The following is a 16,141-nucleotide window of genomic DNA, read 5'->3' on the forward strand; positions in this document are numbered from 1 at the left end:
GTAATAGTTAAATGCGTTTGCCGTGACAAACCTCCCAGGTTTTAAAAACCTGGGAGGTATTTTATTGACATACATACAGGATATTATTAATATTTTCTGGTCAACTTAGGAAAGCTTGTCCTGAAATCCTTAGGATGAACGTAATCACCAGTCATTTTATATCTGCCCACATCGTAACCTACATCAAAGATTTGGTGGTGTTCAAAAACTAGATAACCTATCGAAAAACAAAGACCCCCACATACTTTACCCTAGCGCATTATGGGCTGGTTACCTTTTTTTCACCTATCATTACTGCTATATATATCACCCAAAATATCTATCATAGAAATACAAAAGGGCAAAAGGTAAAAACATAGCCAAGATAAGATAAATCTCTTGCATGAAAACCCAGGGAATAACAGAAATAGCGTATAAGATTCCTGTAAAAGCACCCCCTATATGAGCATCATGTCCAATGTTGTCAGTTCCTTTTTTCATTAAGTAGTGAGAAACTAAAATAAATAAAACAGCATATACATAGTCAGGAACAGGAATGGGTATAAACATTATATATATACTTCCACTTTCCATAAGAAATATTGAGGAATAAATAATTCCACAAACTCCACCTGAAGCCCCAACTGCTGAATACAAATCGTTTTTCCAATTATTAAAAAGACTATATATTCCTCCACCTATTACGCTAAACAAGAATGATAAGAAAACAACTCTTGAAGAGTATTCTATTTCAATAAATTCAGCAAATGAAAATAAAGAAATCATATTAACAATAAGATGAGTATAATTTACATGGATGAACCCAGAGGTAATTATCCGATAGTATTCCTTCTCATTCTTTATAGCCCCAACGTTAAATGAGTATTTATCATAGAAATCCGAATGATTAAATGCATATATTGTTGTTGCAGTAATGGCAGCTATTAAAATGATAGTAAATATTGGCATCTAAAATTTATTTATTGTTTTTTTCAACTTAGTTCTATATTAATAAACTGTCTTCATTTTAGTTAAACATTTTATGTGTTATTTCGGTCTGATTACCCATAAATACTATACAACTTCAACCAACAACCAACTTTACCAACGAAAACACAACATACAGTGCAATGACCAAAGCTATTGCTCCCATACCAGATAGAATAAGGAGAACCACACTTGCCAGCAGTAGGGTGTATTTATCCACATTATCTTTGAGTCCGAAGTTTTTAAACTTAAGCGAGAACATGGGTACTTCTGACACCAACAAAAAAGAGAATATTGGCACAAAGGACAATAGTAACCATTGATTGTGAATTAAGTCTGACAACCAATTGCTTTCTCCTACAAAAACAAAAGCTAAGGAAGCTAAAAACATGCCTGTAGCTGTAGTGGTTAAACCAATAAAACTTTCACTCTGACGCGTATCTACATTAAACTTAGCCAATCGCAATCCAGAAAATACAGTAATTACAAATGGGGAGATGAGCAAAATTTGCGTAGTTAATTCTGCTGCAAAAAAGTCAGCATCAAAGGCACCTAGCATCACTTTTTTAAGCATCATATGCAACATTACCATAGGCGCAAAACCAAAGCTCACCATATCAGCTAAAGAATCCAACTCTTTACCCATAGGCGAATAGGCCTTTAAAGCCCGGGCAGCAAAACCATCCGAAAAATCGAATAGCGCACCTACAAATAATAAAATAGAAGCTTCTTGCAACAAGCCATGAAAGCCAGCGAACACACTTAAGGCTCCACAGAATAAATTCAGGCTCGTTAAAAAATTAGGGATATGTTTTTTTATCGACATAGTATCAAGTATCAAGTATCAAGTATCAAGATTTCCATCCAACACCTGTACCGGGGTTTATTTTAAAATTCTATTGCCATAAAGGCGAGTACTAAATGTGGTAAAAGCCACTACCGTTATAGAGCTTACCGGCATTAGTATGGCCGCAATAACGGGAGATAAATTTCCGCTGATGGCAAAGCCAAGCCCAATGGCGTTATAGAAGAACGAAATTAAAAAACTTTGCTTAACTATGCTTAAACTTTTCTGCGCAAAACGAATATACTGATGAAACTTCTCGAATTTAGCCGCTTCGAGTATAGCATCGCCAGCTGGTGAAAAGTGGTAAATATCATCGGCCAAGGAAAGCGCCACATCACTACTCATAAAAGCTCCTGAATCATTTAAACCATCACCCGTCATTAAAACCGACCGCCCTTCTTGCTGAAGTTTGCTAACAAAATTCATTTTATCCTGCGGCTTCTGGTTAAAATGCAACTTGTCCTCATCCATCATCTGAGCCAAATTCTCCTTTTCCGAATCATTATCGCCAGAAAGCATATAAAGCGTATACTTCAGCTTTAGCTTACCCAATACTTTTTCAATTCCAGTACGATACTTATTCCCGATCTTATAATAACCTTTCAGCTCTCCATTGATAGAGATATAAACCGCAGAAGCCTGTGCACTATTTTTCTCACCTGCATTATCAGCTACATATTCCAAGGCTCCCAAACGAACCGCTACATCATTTACTTTGGCAAACACACCTCTTCCTGCAACCTCAGTATAAGCCTTCGTTTCCAGCGTGTTAATATCCTGATAAAAAGAACTAATAGCATTGCTTAAAGGGTGTGTGGACTGCTTTGCCAACGAAACGACCATCTTCAACTCCTCATCGGATAATGGTTTTCCATGAAACTCCACATTACTTTCTTCTGGCCGCGTTAAGGTGCCCGTTTTATCAAATACAATGGTATCAATATGCGTTAGTCGCTCAATAACTTCAGTATTTTTAATGTACAAGCCCTTCTCTCCAAAAATACGCATGGAACTCCCAAAAGTAAACGGAATAGAAAGCGCCAAAGCACAAGGACAAGCTACAATAAGCACCGAGGTGAGCACCATAAGGGCAGCCTTAAAACTATCGATATAAAACCAGGTAGCAAACCCTGCAATGGCAATAATAATAACGGCCAAAGTAAATTTACCACTTATTTTATCCACCAGCGAGGTTAAAGACTTTGAGTTGACAGGTCCATTCTCGCTTTGGTTCCATAACTGAGTCAGGTGACTTTGAGCTACTTCTTTATTCACCTTAATGGTTATCGCACCACCCGTCTGCACACCGCCTGCATAAAGGAAGTCATCTTTCTTTTTGAGCACAGGAGCAGATTCGCCCGTCACAAAACTATAATCAACCAGTGCATCTCCTTCAACCAGAATAGAGTCGGCAGGTATTAATTCTTTATTTCGTATCAATAGATAATCACCCTCTTTCACTTCTTCGAGCAGCACACTTTCCTCTTGTCCGTTTAAGCGCGTAACAGCTACTGGAAAATATGATTTATAATCTCTATCAAAAGCCAAGGCCTGATAGGTTTTGCTCTGATACCAGCGCCCCAGTAACAAGAAAAACAAGAAACCAGAAAGACTATCGGAATAGCCAGGACCAATGCCCATCAGCACTTCGTAACTGGTAACAAAGAACAAGGCCAAGATGCCTATGGCAATGGGCAAATCAATATTCACGATCCCTTTAACCAGATTCTTCGAAGCAGAGATCAAGTAATCGCATCCGCTATAGAACACCAACGGGAAAGTGAGCACATACATCAGGTAGTACAAAAAGGAACCAAAGGAACCTTCAATAGCTTCGCCGTTAAAATATTCTGGCAAACTATACAACATCACATTTCCGAATACAAAGCCTGCAACACCAATCTTATATAACAGCGCTTTGTTTTGCGATTTCTTCTCGCCTTTATTATCTAAATCTTGTAAAGATACGTCAGGCACATAATGTATAGAAACTAAGAGCTCTACCAATTCCCGAAGCGAAATTTCCTTTGTATTGAAAGTGACCGTATATTTTTTCTGCACAAAATTAACGGCCGCATGTTTAACGCCCTTACTCAATTTATTCAGATGCTCGAGCAACCAAATACATGAGGCGCAATGGATAGATGGTATATATAAAGTGACTTTAGCAATGTCATTATCAAAAAACTCATATAGCTTTTCTTTGACATCCTCTTTATCGAGATAAGCGTATTTGCTGAGATGTGGTGCATCATTTAAACGAATTCCGGGCTGCTGCTGAAACTCATAATACTGCTGCATCTGGCTATCATTAAGCAATTGATATACCGACTTACACCCGTTGCAGCAGAACTTCTTCTCCTCCCACACAATTGGGCTCTTGCCGCAATCAGCTCCGCAATGCACACACTTATTATCCATTTATATTTAGGCTTTTTTTTAGACGAAAGACTGTATAAATTTGAAATTATGTAGTAATTATAGACCTTTTCTGTTTTTCCGGTTCCCCTTCTCCTTTTTCCATTCTCCGAAAGCAAGAACAATATTATTCCCTAATCATCATCCTCGGCATGACAGCAGGATTTTTTAACGGCCTCACTGGCATCTTCTTGCACTTTCTCCATATGAATTTGAGGGTTCAATTTCTTTTCTGGCGGACTTAAATACGGAATACCTAAACTCAATCCGCGCAATATAAAAATGATACCAATAATTACCACTAAAACAGGAATCACTTTATTTATCTTTTCACGAATTGCAATACTCACCATATTTCCGAGCATAGATATAGCCAACATCATAGGCAGCGTTCCTAAACCAAACAATATCATAAACAGGGTTCCCGTCAATACATCTCCCGTTCCTATTGCGCCTGCTATAGCCAGATAAACCAAACCACAAGGTAACAAACCGTTCAGTAAACCAATAAAAAACAGACGACCAAAGGACTTCTTTACAAACAACTTTTGAATGCCTTTTCGTACCATACCAGCAATAGGAATATTACCTGTATTCACATTCTTAAATACGGATGGTATCAACACCGAGATAATCATGAGTGCTCCCATAATTACTGAAACCCATTGTTGAAACCCCACCAAAGACAAGCCTTGACCAATCATTCCAAAAATAGCTCCCATAATACCATAAGTGATAGTACGCCCCACATTATACATAACACCACCGAAAGCTTTCGTTCCAGCACCCTTACCATACAGGGGCAAACTTAAAGCAATAGGACCACACATACCTGCACAATGCAAACTACCCATTAGTCCTAAAACAAATCCTGAAATGATTATTTCCATTTTTTATCTGACTCTAAAATCTTTTGAAACACTGTACTTTTGATTATCCTTAAACCAGGACACAGACACAATATAACGACCTAGTACTAATTCACTTTTAGGAATAGTCAATGCTCCTTCACCTTGCTTAATCGTTAATCGCTTATCATCCTTCTCTGCAGATGGACGATAGAAATAGACTTCCTTTTCAGTTTTTAAGGAAGCAATAGATGATGGCAAAAGAATCTGCACAGCATCATTCACATTTTTTATCGCAACACTATCTTTAAAAACAGCAGAGCGCTTATTAATATCTATTTGTTTAGAATATTCTGCCCCTTGCTTATAATAATCCTTTGTTACCAAGTCGTTATTCTCACTAAACGTAAAAACAACAAAGGATATAATCCAGGTAAAAAAAATGATAAAAAAGATTATTATTCCATGTCCCCAAGTAAACTTCATCTCTTAATCTTGTTTTTAATTCAATATTAATTATTCTGGTTTGGGCGCTATAAAAGTAGCCGCTGTTGTTTCCAACAACTTGCCATCCCAATACAAGCCTAGCTCAACAGGTGCATTCTTCGTTTTAATATCAGACTTAGCCTGCTTTAAGATTAACACACCATCAAAGCTACCATTCTCATTTAACTTTATGGGATGTTCCGACAGAAAAAAGGCACTATTATTAGGACGTAGAAACTTTAGCTCAATATTTTTAAAGCCTTCTGTTTTATTTACCACTTTCAACTGGTAAATATTAGAAATTGTATCTGCACTCGCCTCTTGATACATGGTACCTGGCATCCTTAACAAGGAAGCATCCACCGCTGTTCTTCCAGAAATGGCAACAACTAAAGCTACCAGAAGAATAAACAACACACCACTATAGGCATAGGTTCTTAAGCTCTTAATACTGCTCTTGCCTGTTTCAACACTATAGCTTGATGCAAAGCGAATTAGGCCTTCTGGCTTTTTCATCTTTCGCATAACAATATTACACTCATCGATACAAGCCGTACAATTCACACATTCCAACTGAGTACCGTTTCTAATATCAATACCCGTAGGACAGACAGAAACACAACCACCACAATCTACACAGTCACCTTTTATCCTTCGGGGCTCCCCTCGTTTATAATCATAGGCTACTGTAATCGATTTTGCATCGAGCAATACACCTTGCATTCTTCCGTAGGGGCAAAACAAAGTACAAACACCCTCACGGATGTAGGCATAAATCCAAAAGTAAACTGCAGTAACTACAAACATAGCTGTATACACTTGCCAATACTCATGGAAAGGGCTCTTCCAAATAATCAACAATCCTTTGGGGCCCGTAAACCACATGATAAATACATTGGTAAAAAACAAAGTAACCAAGAAGTACAGCACATATTTTATGGCAACAGCAAACCTACTAGGTACTTTTGCTCTACGACCACGCTGATAATTTCCATGAAAAAGATATTCAATTCTTCGATAAATCATTTCCATAAAAACCGTATGCGGACAAGCCCAACCACACCAAAACCTTCCGAACACAACCGTAAACAGTACCACAAAAATAACAGTAACCGCCATTACAATCGCCATAATATCCGTATCCTGTGAATATACTGTTGCTCCAAACAAATGAAATTTACGGTTCACAACATCCAGCAACATAAAAGGCTTACCGCCAATTTTAATGATAGGTGCCAGAATAAAGAATAATAATAAAAATGAAGCCACCACAGTTCGTCGTGTATACCATTTTCCTTTGGGCTGACGTACTTTAATCCACTTTCTGTTTCCCTGATCATCTATCGTATCGGGTCTTTCTCGAAAAGTTTTTTGTTTTTGAGTTGCCATAGGTTTTAGTTGAACACAAACCCAGTTAACTTTTCATATTTGAAATGCTAACTGGGTTTATTTATTTCTTGATATTTTGTATTTACGTATACTACTTACATTCTTCTCCCTGAGGATCTTTAGGATTAGCAGGACTAGAGCCAACCAAATCATTTAAAATATAAACAGCTACATACTTAATCTCTTCTTCCGTCATCATACTTTTGTATGGAGTCATACCTTTAGTTGGCCTACCGTTGGCTATTACACCCATTACATCTTCCACACTGCAGCCATTAATCCAATGATTATCCGTTAAGTTAGGACCAATAGTATTCCCTTCTCCACTAGCTCCATGACAAGCCATACAGGCATTTTTTACGTACAACTCTTTACCTTGAGCAATCATCTCTGCTTCACTCAACTCTGGCATATTAGCTTTATTAGCGGCCTTTAACTTGGCCTGCTCTGCTTCAAACTCCGCTACCGACTTAGCATACTCACTAGCCTGATCGCGCTCGTTACCCGGATAACCAAAGTAATGCACCACATAAAACAAGGAGAACCCAATAGTTACTAAAAACAATAAGGTAATCCAGAATGGAGCTGGGTTATTTTGCTCCTTTATTCCATCATAGTCATGCGATTCGATATCGTCATGAAAATCTTTAGGGTCTTTATTATTATCTTGACTCATGCCTATTCGTTTTGATTATTTTGTTGATTTTCAGTTGCCATATCATCTTCTAATATGGCATTTTTATATTGAACGAAATTTGACTTTGGCGTTCGTATTGTTTTATATACGATAACAATGAACAAGGCTATAAAAATCGATATTCCGATAATATAATACCATTGTATTCCATCTACATCTTTTAAAACTTCACTTACAAATCCCATATCTTACTTTTCTTCTTCAACACCTGAAATATCTCTACCTAGCTTATGTAAATATGCAATTATCGCAACCACCTCTTTCGTTGGCTCAACCTCAATGCCCGATGCCTTAAGGTCATTTACAATTTTATTAGCCTGCTTCATATAGTCCTCAACAGCCACCTCTTCGTAACCATCTCTATAAGGCACTCCCAAGGTTTTCATCACTTTAATTTTCTTAGGAATCAAATCCATCACCACCTCATTTTCCGCAAACCACGGGTAAGCGGGCATAATAGATTGCGGATTCATTTCTAATGGCTTCATAAAATGGTTATAATGCCAAACTGCTGTTTTATAAGTAGTAGATCCTCCAATAGAAACATCACCTAAATAACCTGCTCTAGCTAAATCTGGACCCGTTCTGCGCGAACCCCATTGGAATGGATGATCATAAACAAACTCACCAATTTTTGAATACTCGCCATAACGGTCTGTTTCCCATCGTAACGGACGAATTTGTTGCGAGTGGCAATTATAGCAACCATTCGAAATATAAATATCGCGCCCAGCCAATTCTAATGGCGTATATGGCGTAACCGTAGATATTTTAGGAATATTAGACTCAACCGTCATCAAAGGAATAATTTCAACTGCACCACCAATGGCCACCGCAATAAATACAAACACGGCAAAACGAACTCCTCTTCTTTCTAACCATCTATGAACCGTTTCTCCTGCTACATTACGTTTCTTAGGGTTTTCTAGACCTGGAGCTTCAGTTTCCTCATCGGCAACCATTTCACCAGCCTTCATTGTTTTCATGATGTTATATAAAAACAACACAAAGCCTGCAAAGAACAACACTCCACCTACAATCCTAAAGGCATACATAGGTAGTATTTGAATAGTTGTTTCTAAAAAGTTAGGATAAGCTAATGAACCCGTTGGTGTATATTCTTTCAACATTAACCATTGTGTAATGGCTGCCCAATACAACGGAATAGCAAACATTAAAATACCTAATGTAGCTACCCAAAAATGAGCATTCGCTAGTTTGCTAGAGAATAGCTTTGTTTTAAATAACTTAGGCACTAACCAATAGAACATACCGAAGATTAATCCTCCGTTCCATCCCATACCTGCAATATGAGTATGAGCCACTGTCCAATCCGTAAAGTGACTGATAGAATTTACAGTTTTCAAGGACATCATTGGCCCTTCGAAAGTAGCCATACCGTAGGCAATTAATGCGACTACCATAAACTTCAAGTCCGCTCTATCTCGCACTTTATCCCACGCTCCACGCAAGGTCAACAACCCGTTTATCATACCACCCCACGAAGGTGCAATTAGCATGATAGAGAAGGTTACTCCTAAAGCTTGAAGCCAATCTGGTAAGGCATTATATAACAAGTGATGAGGCCCTGTCCACATGTATAAGAATATCAATGTCCAGAAGTGAATAATGGATAATTGATACGAGTAAATCGGTCTGTTTGAAGCTTTAGGCAGATAATAATACATCAGCCCTAACCAAGGCGTAGTTAAAAAGAATGCCACTGCATTATGACCATACCACCATTGTACCAAAGCATCTTGTGCTCCGGCATAGATAGGATAACTCTTGAATAATGAAACGGGCAACTCAATAGAGTTAACAATATGTAGAACAGCTACCCCTAAAAAAGTAGCTAGATACCACCAAACGGCTGCATAAATATGCTTCACACGACGCTTGATAATGGTTCCAATCATATTCCAACCAAACAGTACCCAAGATACAGCGATTAAAATATCAATTGGCCATTCTAATTCAGCATACTCTTTACCGGTTGTAAAACCAAGCAAAAGTGTAACGGCCGCTAGTACAATAATTAACTGCCAGCTCCAAAAATGAACCTTACTAATTACATCATTAAATAAGCGCGCTTTTAAAACACGCTGTAATGAATAATAAATACCAGCAAACATGGCATTACCAATAAATGCAAAAATAACTGCATTGGTATGCACAGGTCTTACCCTTCCAAAGGAAGTATATTCGAGTCCGAGGTTAAAAGCAGGATAAGCTAACTGCAAAGCCGCTAACAAACCAACAATTAAAGCTACAGCTCCCCAAACTATGGTTGCAATAGTAAAATTTCTTACCGTTGCATTATCGTATTTAAACTTTTGTATCTCCATATTTATATGCGATAGGGTTTACTTTTTTTCTTTATCACTTACTTGTGTTTTCTCCTCTTTGTTTGTTTCAGACACTTCATCATCATCAAACAAAATACGCACTGATGGCGAATAAGTATCTTCGTACTGACCTGACTTAACTGCCCAAATAAACAACACCAAGAAGAAAAGTGCAGCCAGTAAACTTACTCCAACTAATAAATAAAGTATGTTCATGACTGCCTATTAATTATATTACTTTTTGGTCTTCAGGTATATCTTCTTTACCTAAAGCGTATATCTTTTTAACTACAAACAATACGTAAAAGATAAAAAACCAGACGGCTAAAACAGAACCCGTATATCCAAAGATAATCCACAATGGAGCTTTTTTCACAGTATTCCACATGGCTCTTTCAGCATTTAATGCAGGTTTATTGTTAACCGCACCAATCTGTAAGGTCTTTTCTGTTTTTATATCTCCATACAACTCAGTTTCTACTACCTGAGCTATCAACTTAACATTACCTATTGAATCACCTGGAATTTCATCATTTAAGATAAAATAAGCTAAACCTGATTTATTAGTTGTTTTACCTTCGCCAATCTTTAGATTACCAAAATACCTTTCAACAGCCAAGGTAACCTCCACTCCGCCAACAACACTCTCTTCTCCATTCAGTGTTCCTGTAAGCTTCAGCTTTAAAGCTTTTTTCTCTTCTTCATAATCTAAGTTCAGACTTAATACAGTTCCTTCAGGAATGTTACTTTCAATCTTTTCTGCCGTTTCCTGAACGTAGGTAGTATTAAAACTACGCACATAAGCAATCACATTCCAGATATCAGCCTTGCTTAGAGCACTTTTAAAAGAAGGCATTGTTACACGACCTTCACTAATCTTATAAAATAGCTCACCATCGGTATTCAATTGAAACTTCTCACTGGCAGGGTCGTCTGGAGATGGATTTAATAAGGCGTTAAAATTCCCCTTACCTGGAGTTCCATGACATGCAGTACACTTGCCTGCAAACACATCAGCTCCCGACTTTTGCATGGACTCTGTAAACTCCACCATGCTCAGCTTTTCTTTCTGATCTTGTGGAACTACCCATGTATTTTGCGCTGTAACATTTAAAACAGCACAAACACAAACTACTACGATTAAATAATACTTGTTCATTGTTCCTGTTTTAAATTATTTTAGTCTTAGTTCCTTCTTCTTCTTCCGCCATTTCCCAGATTGGAATTACTGGAAATAGTTTAGCTAAAACAGAGATAATCATTAATCCCATTATAATAGAACCAATGGTAACTGCTGTTTCGATAATGGTTGGTTGATACACTACCCACTCATGAGGCAAATTTTGTACGGGTAAAAAAGGATGCTCCATGGTTGGGATAACAATAATATATCTTTTTAACCAAGCACTAACCAATACAAAGAGTGAAATAATAAATAAAGGCAATGGTTTACGGAATGGCTTCCATAACAATACCACCATTGGAATTAATAAACCAAATATCTGCGAAAACCAAAACATGATAGCATGTTTACCTAAAAACAATTCATGTATATGAATAGCATCAAACTCTTTCATTTTATAAGCAGGCACCACAAATTCGTTTAGGTTAAAATAGAAATAGATAACACAAACAAATTCTAATAGCTTACCCATCTTATCAAACAAAGATTCACCTAGGTAATCTCTCAGTTTATAATTGTTTCGGAAGAAGAATACAGCTATAATTACCGCTGCCATTCCTGTTACAAATGCTCCCGTTAAAAAGTAAGGTCCAAAAATGGTACTATCCCATCCACTACGAGAGTTAACTGCCAACAACCAAGATGTTACTGTATGGATTGCAAATGCGGTAGGGATAACCAATATGATTAATAATCTAGTGGCCTTAAATAATAACTTATACTGCTTTGGATGATGTGTCCATTTAAACGATAAAATTTCATACAACTTCATCATCCATTTAGGCGCATTCTGCATACGCCCTCTAGCGATAGCTAAATCAGGAATTAAAGGCAGCAAATACAACAATGTACTGATGACCAAATAAGTGGTTACCACAGTAACATCCCATAAGATAGGCGATTGAACCCTTCCGTGGATAAACACATTGAGCAATCGCTCTGGTCGTCCCATATCAGAAACAATAACCAAACCTGCTACAGCTGCAAACGCAACAGCAATAATTTCCGCTATTCGAGTAATGGGCTTAATCCAGGTATAACCTAATAAACCAATAACTCCGCTTATTAACATACCCACCAATGCGGTGGCTACAAAAAATACAAAGTTGGCAATATACATACCCCAACTTACCATATCACGCATCCCTGTAACAATCAGCCCTTTTTGGTACTGTATTACATATGCGTAAATACAAGCCAATAAAGCCATGGTTAAAAAAGACATCCATGTTAAAAACCCAGGACCAAAACCAACGGGTTTAAGGATATCCTTGGCTACTTTATCCAGCTTTTCTTTGTTTATTTTAATATTATGTCCAGACATATTTTGGGTTTATAGATTAGTGATGATTATCTGGTTTCTCAGGTGCTTCAAAAACTCTGTCTTTTGGAGGCAAATAATAAACGCGAGGTTTTGTCCCTAGCTCTTCCATCAATCTATAACCTGCATTCTTTTCTAATAAATCGCTTAATACCACCGTTTCGCGTGTTGTTCCATTCGTTACAGCATCTTCATTTTGGTCTCCAAAATAGAAAACCTCATTAGGACAAGCCCTCACACAGGTTGGCAATTCACCATCGCGTAAGCAATCCGCACTAAACAAACATTTTGAAACCGTTCCTTTTTTCTGTGGCACGTTCATCTCCACATCATATTCCATTGGCTCCTCTTTATACAGCTGAGCCTGAAATGGTTCTTCCCAATTGAATACCCTTACCGAATAAGGACAAGCTGCCATACAGAACCTACATCCGATACAACGTTCGTTATCAATTAAAACAACTCCATCCTGACGTTTAAATGTAGCATCCACAGGACAAACAGAAACACAAGGTGGATTATCGCAGTGCATACATGGTTTAGGCATATTGTAAGGTGCCGACTGCGGGTTATCCTGCATTACCAATGTATTAATATGGTATTGGTAAGGATGTAAATGATGATGCTCCTGACAACCTTTTACACATTCTCTGGCATTTCTACATTTAGCTAAATCAATAACCATTACCCAACGCTTACCTTCAATTCCTATTCTTCCGCGTGTTTGTAATGCATCTGTATCAAGCTTCACTTCCTTCACTTGACTTTTTGGAATTTCTACTAACTTATTATCTGAAGTTAGTACTTTAACATATTCCGAGCTTGAAGACTCTTCTGATTTAAACCCTGTTGTTGCTGCACCTGTTGTAGCTGCAACTCCGAGCAAGCCCAGCTTTCGCATAAAATCCCGTCTAGAATTTTTGCCTTGCTGCTTGTCAAGTTCATTCTTTTTAATACCGTCAGAACTCATTATATTAGTTTTAATTATTCTATTAAAATGCTTCTATATTTAGGCACTTTACCTATTTAGGTAATGCGATGCCGAATATATAAATTTCAACTTTTAATTTAGTTCAATATCCTTTATCATTTACAATTGATAGGTAATTTATATTATTTCTGAATAAGGCAGCCAGCGGCTTAATTATAAATTAACATTAAATCCTCATTTTAAATTTGGATTTTAAAATTTATGACTTACTTTTGTATCGATTCAATAAAGAACAATGACAAATATCACACATCATCACGGACATCATTTTTATCTACTATAGGTGGGCCGGGATTGTTGTGTATAATAATATAGGAGGGCTTACCGTATGGAAAGCCCTCTTTTTTTTGCCTAAAAATTTAAATAACAAAAAATAGAAACAAAGAATTCGCATCATGGAGAAACTTAGAATTGCTTTACAGAAAAAAGGAAGATTACACGATGATTCAATGAAGCTTTTAAAAGAAGCTGGAATCAAATTTAACATTGGTAGTGGTAAGTTAGTGGCTCAATCGCCTAGCTTCCCTATTGAGGTTTTATTTTTACGTGATGATGATATTCCACAAACCATTGCTGACAACGTAGCTGACATAGGTGTTGTTGGAGAAAACGAAGTAGAAGAAAAAAACTTCGAACTAACTATTGCTAAAAGACTTGGCTTCAGCAAATGTCGTATTTCCTTAGCTATTCCAAAAGCTGATGAATACCCTGGACTAGAATACTTCCAAGATAAGAAAGTAGCTACTTCTTACCCTGTAATTCTTAAAAAGTATTTTGACGAAAAGAAAATTAATTCTGACATTCATGAGATTGCTGGTTCTGTTGAAATAGCTCCAGGAATTGGTTTAGCAGATGGTATTTTTGATATTGTAAGCTCAGGGAGTACACTTGTAGCGAACAGCCTTAAGGAAGTTGAAGTGGTGATGAAGTCAGAAGCCTTATTAGTTCAGGCAGATGGTTTATCAGATGAGAAAAAAGCTTTATTAGAAGAATTATTATTCCGCATCAACTCGGTAATGGCGGCTAATTCAAATAAATACATTTTACTAAACGCTCCAAACGACAAAGTTGAAGCCATTGTAAAAGTATTACCAGGAATGAAGAGTCCTACCGTATTGCCTTTAGCAGAAAAAGGCTGGAGCTCTATCCACTCGGTTATTTCTGAAAAACAATTTTGGGAAAACATTGGAAAGCTAAAAGAAAATGGTGCTGAAGGAATCATCACCTTCCCAATCGAGAAAATGATTCTGTAATTATTTTATAGGAATAATATAATTGACAATAATGGCTGAGTTTTTATAAACTCAGCCAACTTTATAATCTACTACATGCAGGTATTTGAATATCCACAGAAGAGCGATTGGGCTAAATTATTACAACGCCCCGAAAATGATTTGAGCGGTTTGTTTAATACAGTTCAAGATATATTGAATGATATAAAAGCAAATGGTGAAAGTGCTGCAAAAGCTTATTCTGAAAAATTTGATGGTTACGCACCAGAAACACTGTTAGTTTCTAAAGACGAAATGGATGAAGCTTGTTTACAAGTATCATCAAAACTTAAGGAGGCTATATATATGGCCAAACTAAATATTGAAAAGTTCCATCAAGCTCAAATATCTCCTGAAAAAATAGTAGAAACAATGCCCGGCGTAACATGTCGCCAAAAAAGCATGCCCATTGAAAAAGTAGGCTTATATATCCCTGGTGGAACAGCGCCTTTATTTTCTACGGTATTAATGTTAGCTATTCCTGCCATCATAGCAGGATGCAAACAAATAGTTTTATGTACACCCGCTAACAACGAAGGAAAAATAAACCCTGCCATACTTTTTGCCGCCTCTCTTATAGGTGTAAAAAATGTATTTAAACTAGGAGGAGTACAAGCAATTGGCTCTATGGCTTACGGAATAGAATCGATACCTAAAGTAGATAAAATTTTTGGCCCAGGAAACAGCTATGTAACAGCTGCTAAACAATTAGTAAGCCTAAAAGATGTGGCCATAGATATGCCTGCTGGACCTTCGGAAGTTGAAGTAATGGCCGACGAGTCAGCTAATGCCGCATTTATAGCTTCGGACTTATTAAGCCAAGCAGAGCACGGAATAGATAGTCAGGTGATATTTATTACCGACTGCAAAGCATTAATTGCTGAAGTTCAAGAAGAATTAAGCAAGCAACTGAAAACATTATCGCGCAAAGAAATTGCAGAAAAAGCATTAGAAAACAGTCGCATCATTTTATTAAAGGATAAAAATGAGATGATTGAGATGACAAACGAATACGCTCCTGAGCATTTAATTATAGCCATGCGAGACGAAGATGAAGTGGCGGATAAAATCACCAACGCAGGCTCCGTATTCATAGGAAATTACACACCCGAAAGTGCGGGAGATTATGCTTCAGGAACTAACCACACCCTTCCTACCCATGGATACGCACGAGCATATAGTGGTGTAAACTTAGATAGTTACATTAAGAAAATCACTTTTCAGAAGATTACTGCTGAAGGATTAAAAAAGATTGGACCTGCTATTGAAGTAATGGCTGCAACCGAGCAATTGGACGCCCATAAAAATGCAGTTACCATCAGACTTAATTCTTTAAAATAACAAAGTAATAATTCAACTTTTTCTTAATACCAAAT

General features: G+C 37.2%; 15 protein-coding genes. 2 read left to right on the forward strand and 13 right to left on the reverse strand.

Annotated elements, in window-relative coordinates; genetic code table 11:
- Positions 1 to 306: 306 nt before the first annotated feature.
- From A8L32_RS08060 to A8L32_RS08120, 13 genes are all read right to left on the reverse strand, one after another.
- The gene (locus A8L32_RS08060) at positions 307 to 948 is read right to left on the reverse strand and encodes a rhomboid family intramembrane serine protease (RefSeq protein ID WP_075590280.1); all 642 of its coding nucleotides are present in this window, start codon (positions 946 to 948) and stop codon (positions 307 to 309) included.
- 115 nt (positions 949 to 1,063) lie between these two features.
- Positions 1,064 to 1,792 (reverse strand): CDP-alcohol phosphatidyltransferase family protein, encoded by a 729-nt coding sequence (locus A8L32_RS08065; protein ID WP_075590281.1) that lies wholly within the window; start codon positions 1,790 to 1,792, stop codon positions 1,064 to 1,066.
- 57 nt (positions 1,793 to 1,849) lie between these two features.
- The gene (locus A8L32_RS08070) at positions 1,850 to 4,234 is read right to left on the reverse strand and encodes a heavy metal translocating P-type ATPase (RefSeq protein WP_075590282.1); all 2,385 of its coding nucleotides are present in this window, start codon (positions 4,232 to 4,234) and stop codon (positions 1,850 to 1,852) included.
- Between the two features lie 131 nt (positions 4,235 to 4,365).
- On the reverse strand, positions 4,366 to 5,121 hold the full coding sequence (locus A8L32_RS08075; protein WP_083631227.1) for a sulfite exporter TauE/SafE family protein: 756 nt from the start codon (positions 5,119 to 5,121) through the stop codon (positions 4,366 to 4,368).
- A 3-nt stretch (positions 5,122 to 5,124) separates the two neighbouring features.
- Positions 5,125 to 5,565 (reverse strand): FixH family protein, encoded by a 441-nt coding sequence (locus tag A8L32_RS08080; RefSeq protein WP_075590283.1) that lies wholly within the window; start codon positions 5,563 to 5,565, stop codon positions 5,125 to 5,127.
- Positions 5,566 to 5,595: 30 nt separating this feature from the next.
- Positions 5,596 to 6,954, reverse strand: coding sequence for a cytochrome c oxidase accessory protein CcoG (gene ccoG / locus A8L32_RS08085; RefSeq protein WP_075590284.1), 1,359 nt, complete (start codon positions 6,952 to 6,954; stop codon positions 5,596 to 5,598).
- 91 nt (positions 6,955 to 7,045) lie between these two features.
- Positions 7,046 to 7,630 carry a cbb3-type cytochrome c oxidase N-terminal domain-containing protein gene (locus tag A8L32_RS08090; RefSeq protein WP_075590285.1) on the reverse strand — a complete coding sequence of 195 codons (585 nt, stop codon included), beginning with the start codon at positions 7,628 to 7,630 and terminating at the stop codon, positions 7,046 to 7,048.
- Between the two features lie 2 nt (positions 7,631 to 7,632).
- Positions 7,633 to 7,836, reverse strand: coding sequence for a hypothetical protein (locus tag A8L32_RS08095; RefSeq protein WP_075590286.1), 204 nt, complete (start codon positions 7,834 to 7,836; stop codon positions 7,633 to 7,635).
- 3 nt (positions 7,837 to 7,839) lie between these two features.
- Positions 7,840 to 9,999 carry a cytochrome-c oxidase, cbb3-type subunit I gene (ccoN, locus tag A8L32_RS08100; RefSeq protein WP_075590287.1) on the reverse strand — a complete coding sequence of 720 codons (2,160 nt, stop codon included), beginning with the start codon at positions 9,997 to 9,999 and terminating at the stop codon, positions 7,840 to 7,842.
- Between the two features lie 18 nt (positions 10,000 to 10,017).
- Positions 10,018 to 10,215: a cbb3-type cytochrome oxidase assembly protein CcoS gene (gene ccoS, locus A8L32_RS08105; protein WP_075590288.1), complete on the reverse strand. Its 198-nt coding sequence runs from the start codon at positions 10,213 to 10,215 to the stop codon at positions 10,018 to 10,020.
- Between the two features lie 13 nt (positions 10,216 to 10,228).
- Positions 10,229 to 11,158: a c-type cytochrome gene (locus tag A8L32_RS08110; RefSeq protein WP_075590289.1), complete on the reverse strand. Its 930-nt coding sequence runs from the start codon at positions 11,156 to 11,158 to the stop codon at positions 10,229 to 10,231.
- A 10-nt stretch (positions 11,159 to 11,168) separates the two neighbouring features.
- Positions 11,169 to 12,506 carry an NrfD/PsrC family molybdoenzyme membrane anchor subunit gene (nrfD, locus tag A8L32_RS08115; protein WP_075590290.1) on the reverse strand — a complete coding sequence of 446 codons (1,338 nt, stop codon included), beginning with the start codon at positions 12,504 to 12,506 and terminating at the stop codon, positions 11,169 to 11,171.
- A 16-nt stretch (positions 12,507 to 12,522) separates the two neighbouring features.
- Positions 12,523 to 13,473, reverse strand: a complete 951-nt coding sequence (locus A8L32_RS08120; RefSeq protein ID WP_075590291.1) for a 4Fe-4S dicluster domain-containing protein — start codon at positions 13,471 to 13,473, stop codon at positions 12,523 to 12,525.
- A gap of 416 nt (positions 13,474 to 13,889) precedes the next feature.
- Here A8L32_RS08120 and hisG point away from each other — a divergent pair, with 416 nt between their 5' ends.
- Both hisG and hisD read left to right on the forward strand, forming a co-directional pair.
- Positions 13,890 to 14,747, forward strand: a complete 858-nt coding sequence (gene hisG / locus A8L32_RS08125) for an ATP phosphoribosyltransferase (protein ID WP_075590292.1) — start codon at positions 13,890 to 13,892, stop codon at positions 14,745 to 14,747.
- Positions 14,748 to 14,822: 75 nt separating this feature from the next.
- Positions 14,823 to 16,106 carry a histidinol dehydrogenase gene (gene hisD, locus A8L32_RS08130; RefSeq protein ID WP_075590293.1) on the forward strand — a complete coding sequence of 428 codons (1,284 nt, stop codon included), beginning with the start codon at positions 14,823 to 14,825 and terminating at the stop codon, positions 16,104 to 16,106.
- Positions 16,107 to 16,141: the final 35 nt, after the last annotated feature.

Origin of the sequence: Labilibacter marinus, assembly GCF_001659685.2 — a bacterium.
Lineage (GTDB): Bacteria > Bacteroidota > Bacteroidia > Bacteroidales > Marinilabiliaceae > Saccharicrinis > Saccharicrinis marinus.

Coding starts and splice junctions, on each gene's coding strand:
- A8L32_RS08095 (WP_075590286.1), bottom strand. CDS start 7,836: ATGGGATTTGTAAGTGAAGTTTTAAAAGATGTAGATGGAATACAATGG.
- nrfD (WP_075590290.1), bottom strand. CDS start 12,506: ATGTCTGGACATAATATTAAAATAAACAAAGAAAAGCTGGATAAAGTA.
- hisG (WP_075590292.1), top strand. CDS start 13,890: ATGGAGAAACTTAGAATTGCTTTACAGAAAAAAGGAAGATTACACGAT.
- A8L32_RS08070 (WP_075590282.1), bottom strand. CDS start 4,234: ATGGATAATAAGTGTGTGCATTGCGGAGCTGATTGCGGCAAGAGCCCA.
- ccoN (WP_075590287.1), bottom strand. CDS start 9,999: ATGGAGATACAAAAGTTTAAATACGATAATGCAACGGTAAGAAATTTT.
- A8L32_RS08075 (WP_083631227.1), bottom strand. CDS start 5,121: ATGGAAATAATCATTTCAGGATTTGTTTTAGGACTAATGGGTAGTTTG.
- A8L32_RS08090 (WP_075590285.1), bottom strand. CDS start 7,630: ATGAGTCAAGATAATAATAAAGACCCTAAAGATTTTCATGACGATATC.
- A8L32_RS08065 (WP_075590281.1), bottom strand. CDS start 1,792: ATGTCGATAAAAAAACATATCCCTAATTTTTTAACGAGCCTGAATTTA.
- A8L32_RS08080 (WP_075590283.1), bottom strand. CDS start 5,565: ATGAAGTTTACTTGGGGACATGGAATAATAATCTTTTTTATCATTTTT.
- ccoG (WP_075590284.1), bottom strand. CDS start 6,954: ATGGCAACTCAAAAACAAAAAACTTTTCGAGAAAGACCCGATACGATA.
- hisD (WP_075590293.1), top strand. CDS start 14,823: ATGCAGGTATTTGAATATCCACAGAAGAGCGATTGGGCTAAATTATTA.
- A8L32_RS08060 (WP_075590280.1), bottom strand. CDS start 948: ATGCCAATATTTACTATCATTTTAATAGCTGCCATTACTGCAACAACA.
- A8L32_RS08120 (WP_075590291.1), bottom strand. CDS start 13,473: ATGAGTTCTGACGGTATTAAAAAGAATGAACTTGACAAGCAGCAAGGC.
- A8L32_RS08110 (WP_075590289.1), bottom strand. CDS start 11,158: ATGAACAAGTATTATTTAATCGTAGTAGTTTGTGTTTGTGCTGTTTTA.
- ccoS (WP_075590288.1), bottom strand. CDS start 10,215: ATGAACATACTTTATTTATTAGTTGGAGTAAGTTTACTGGCTGCACTT.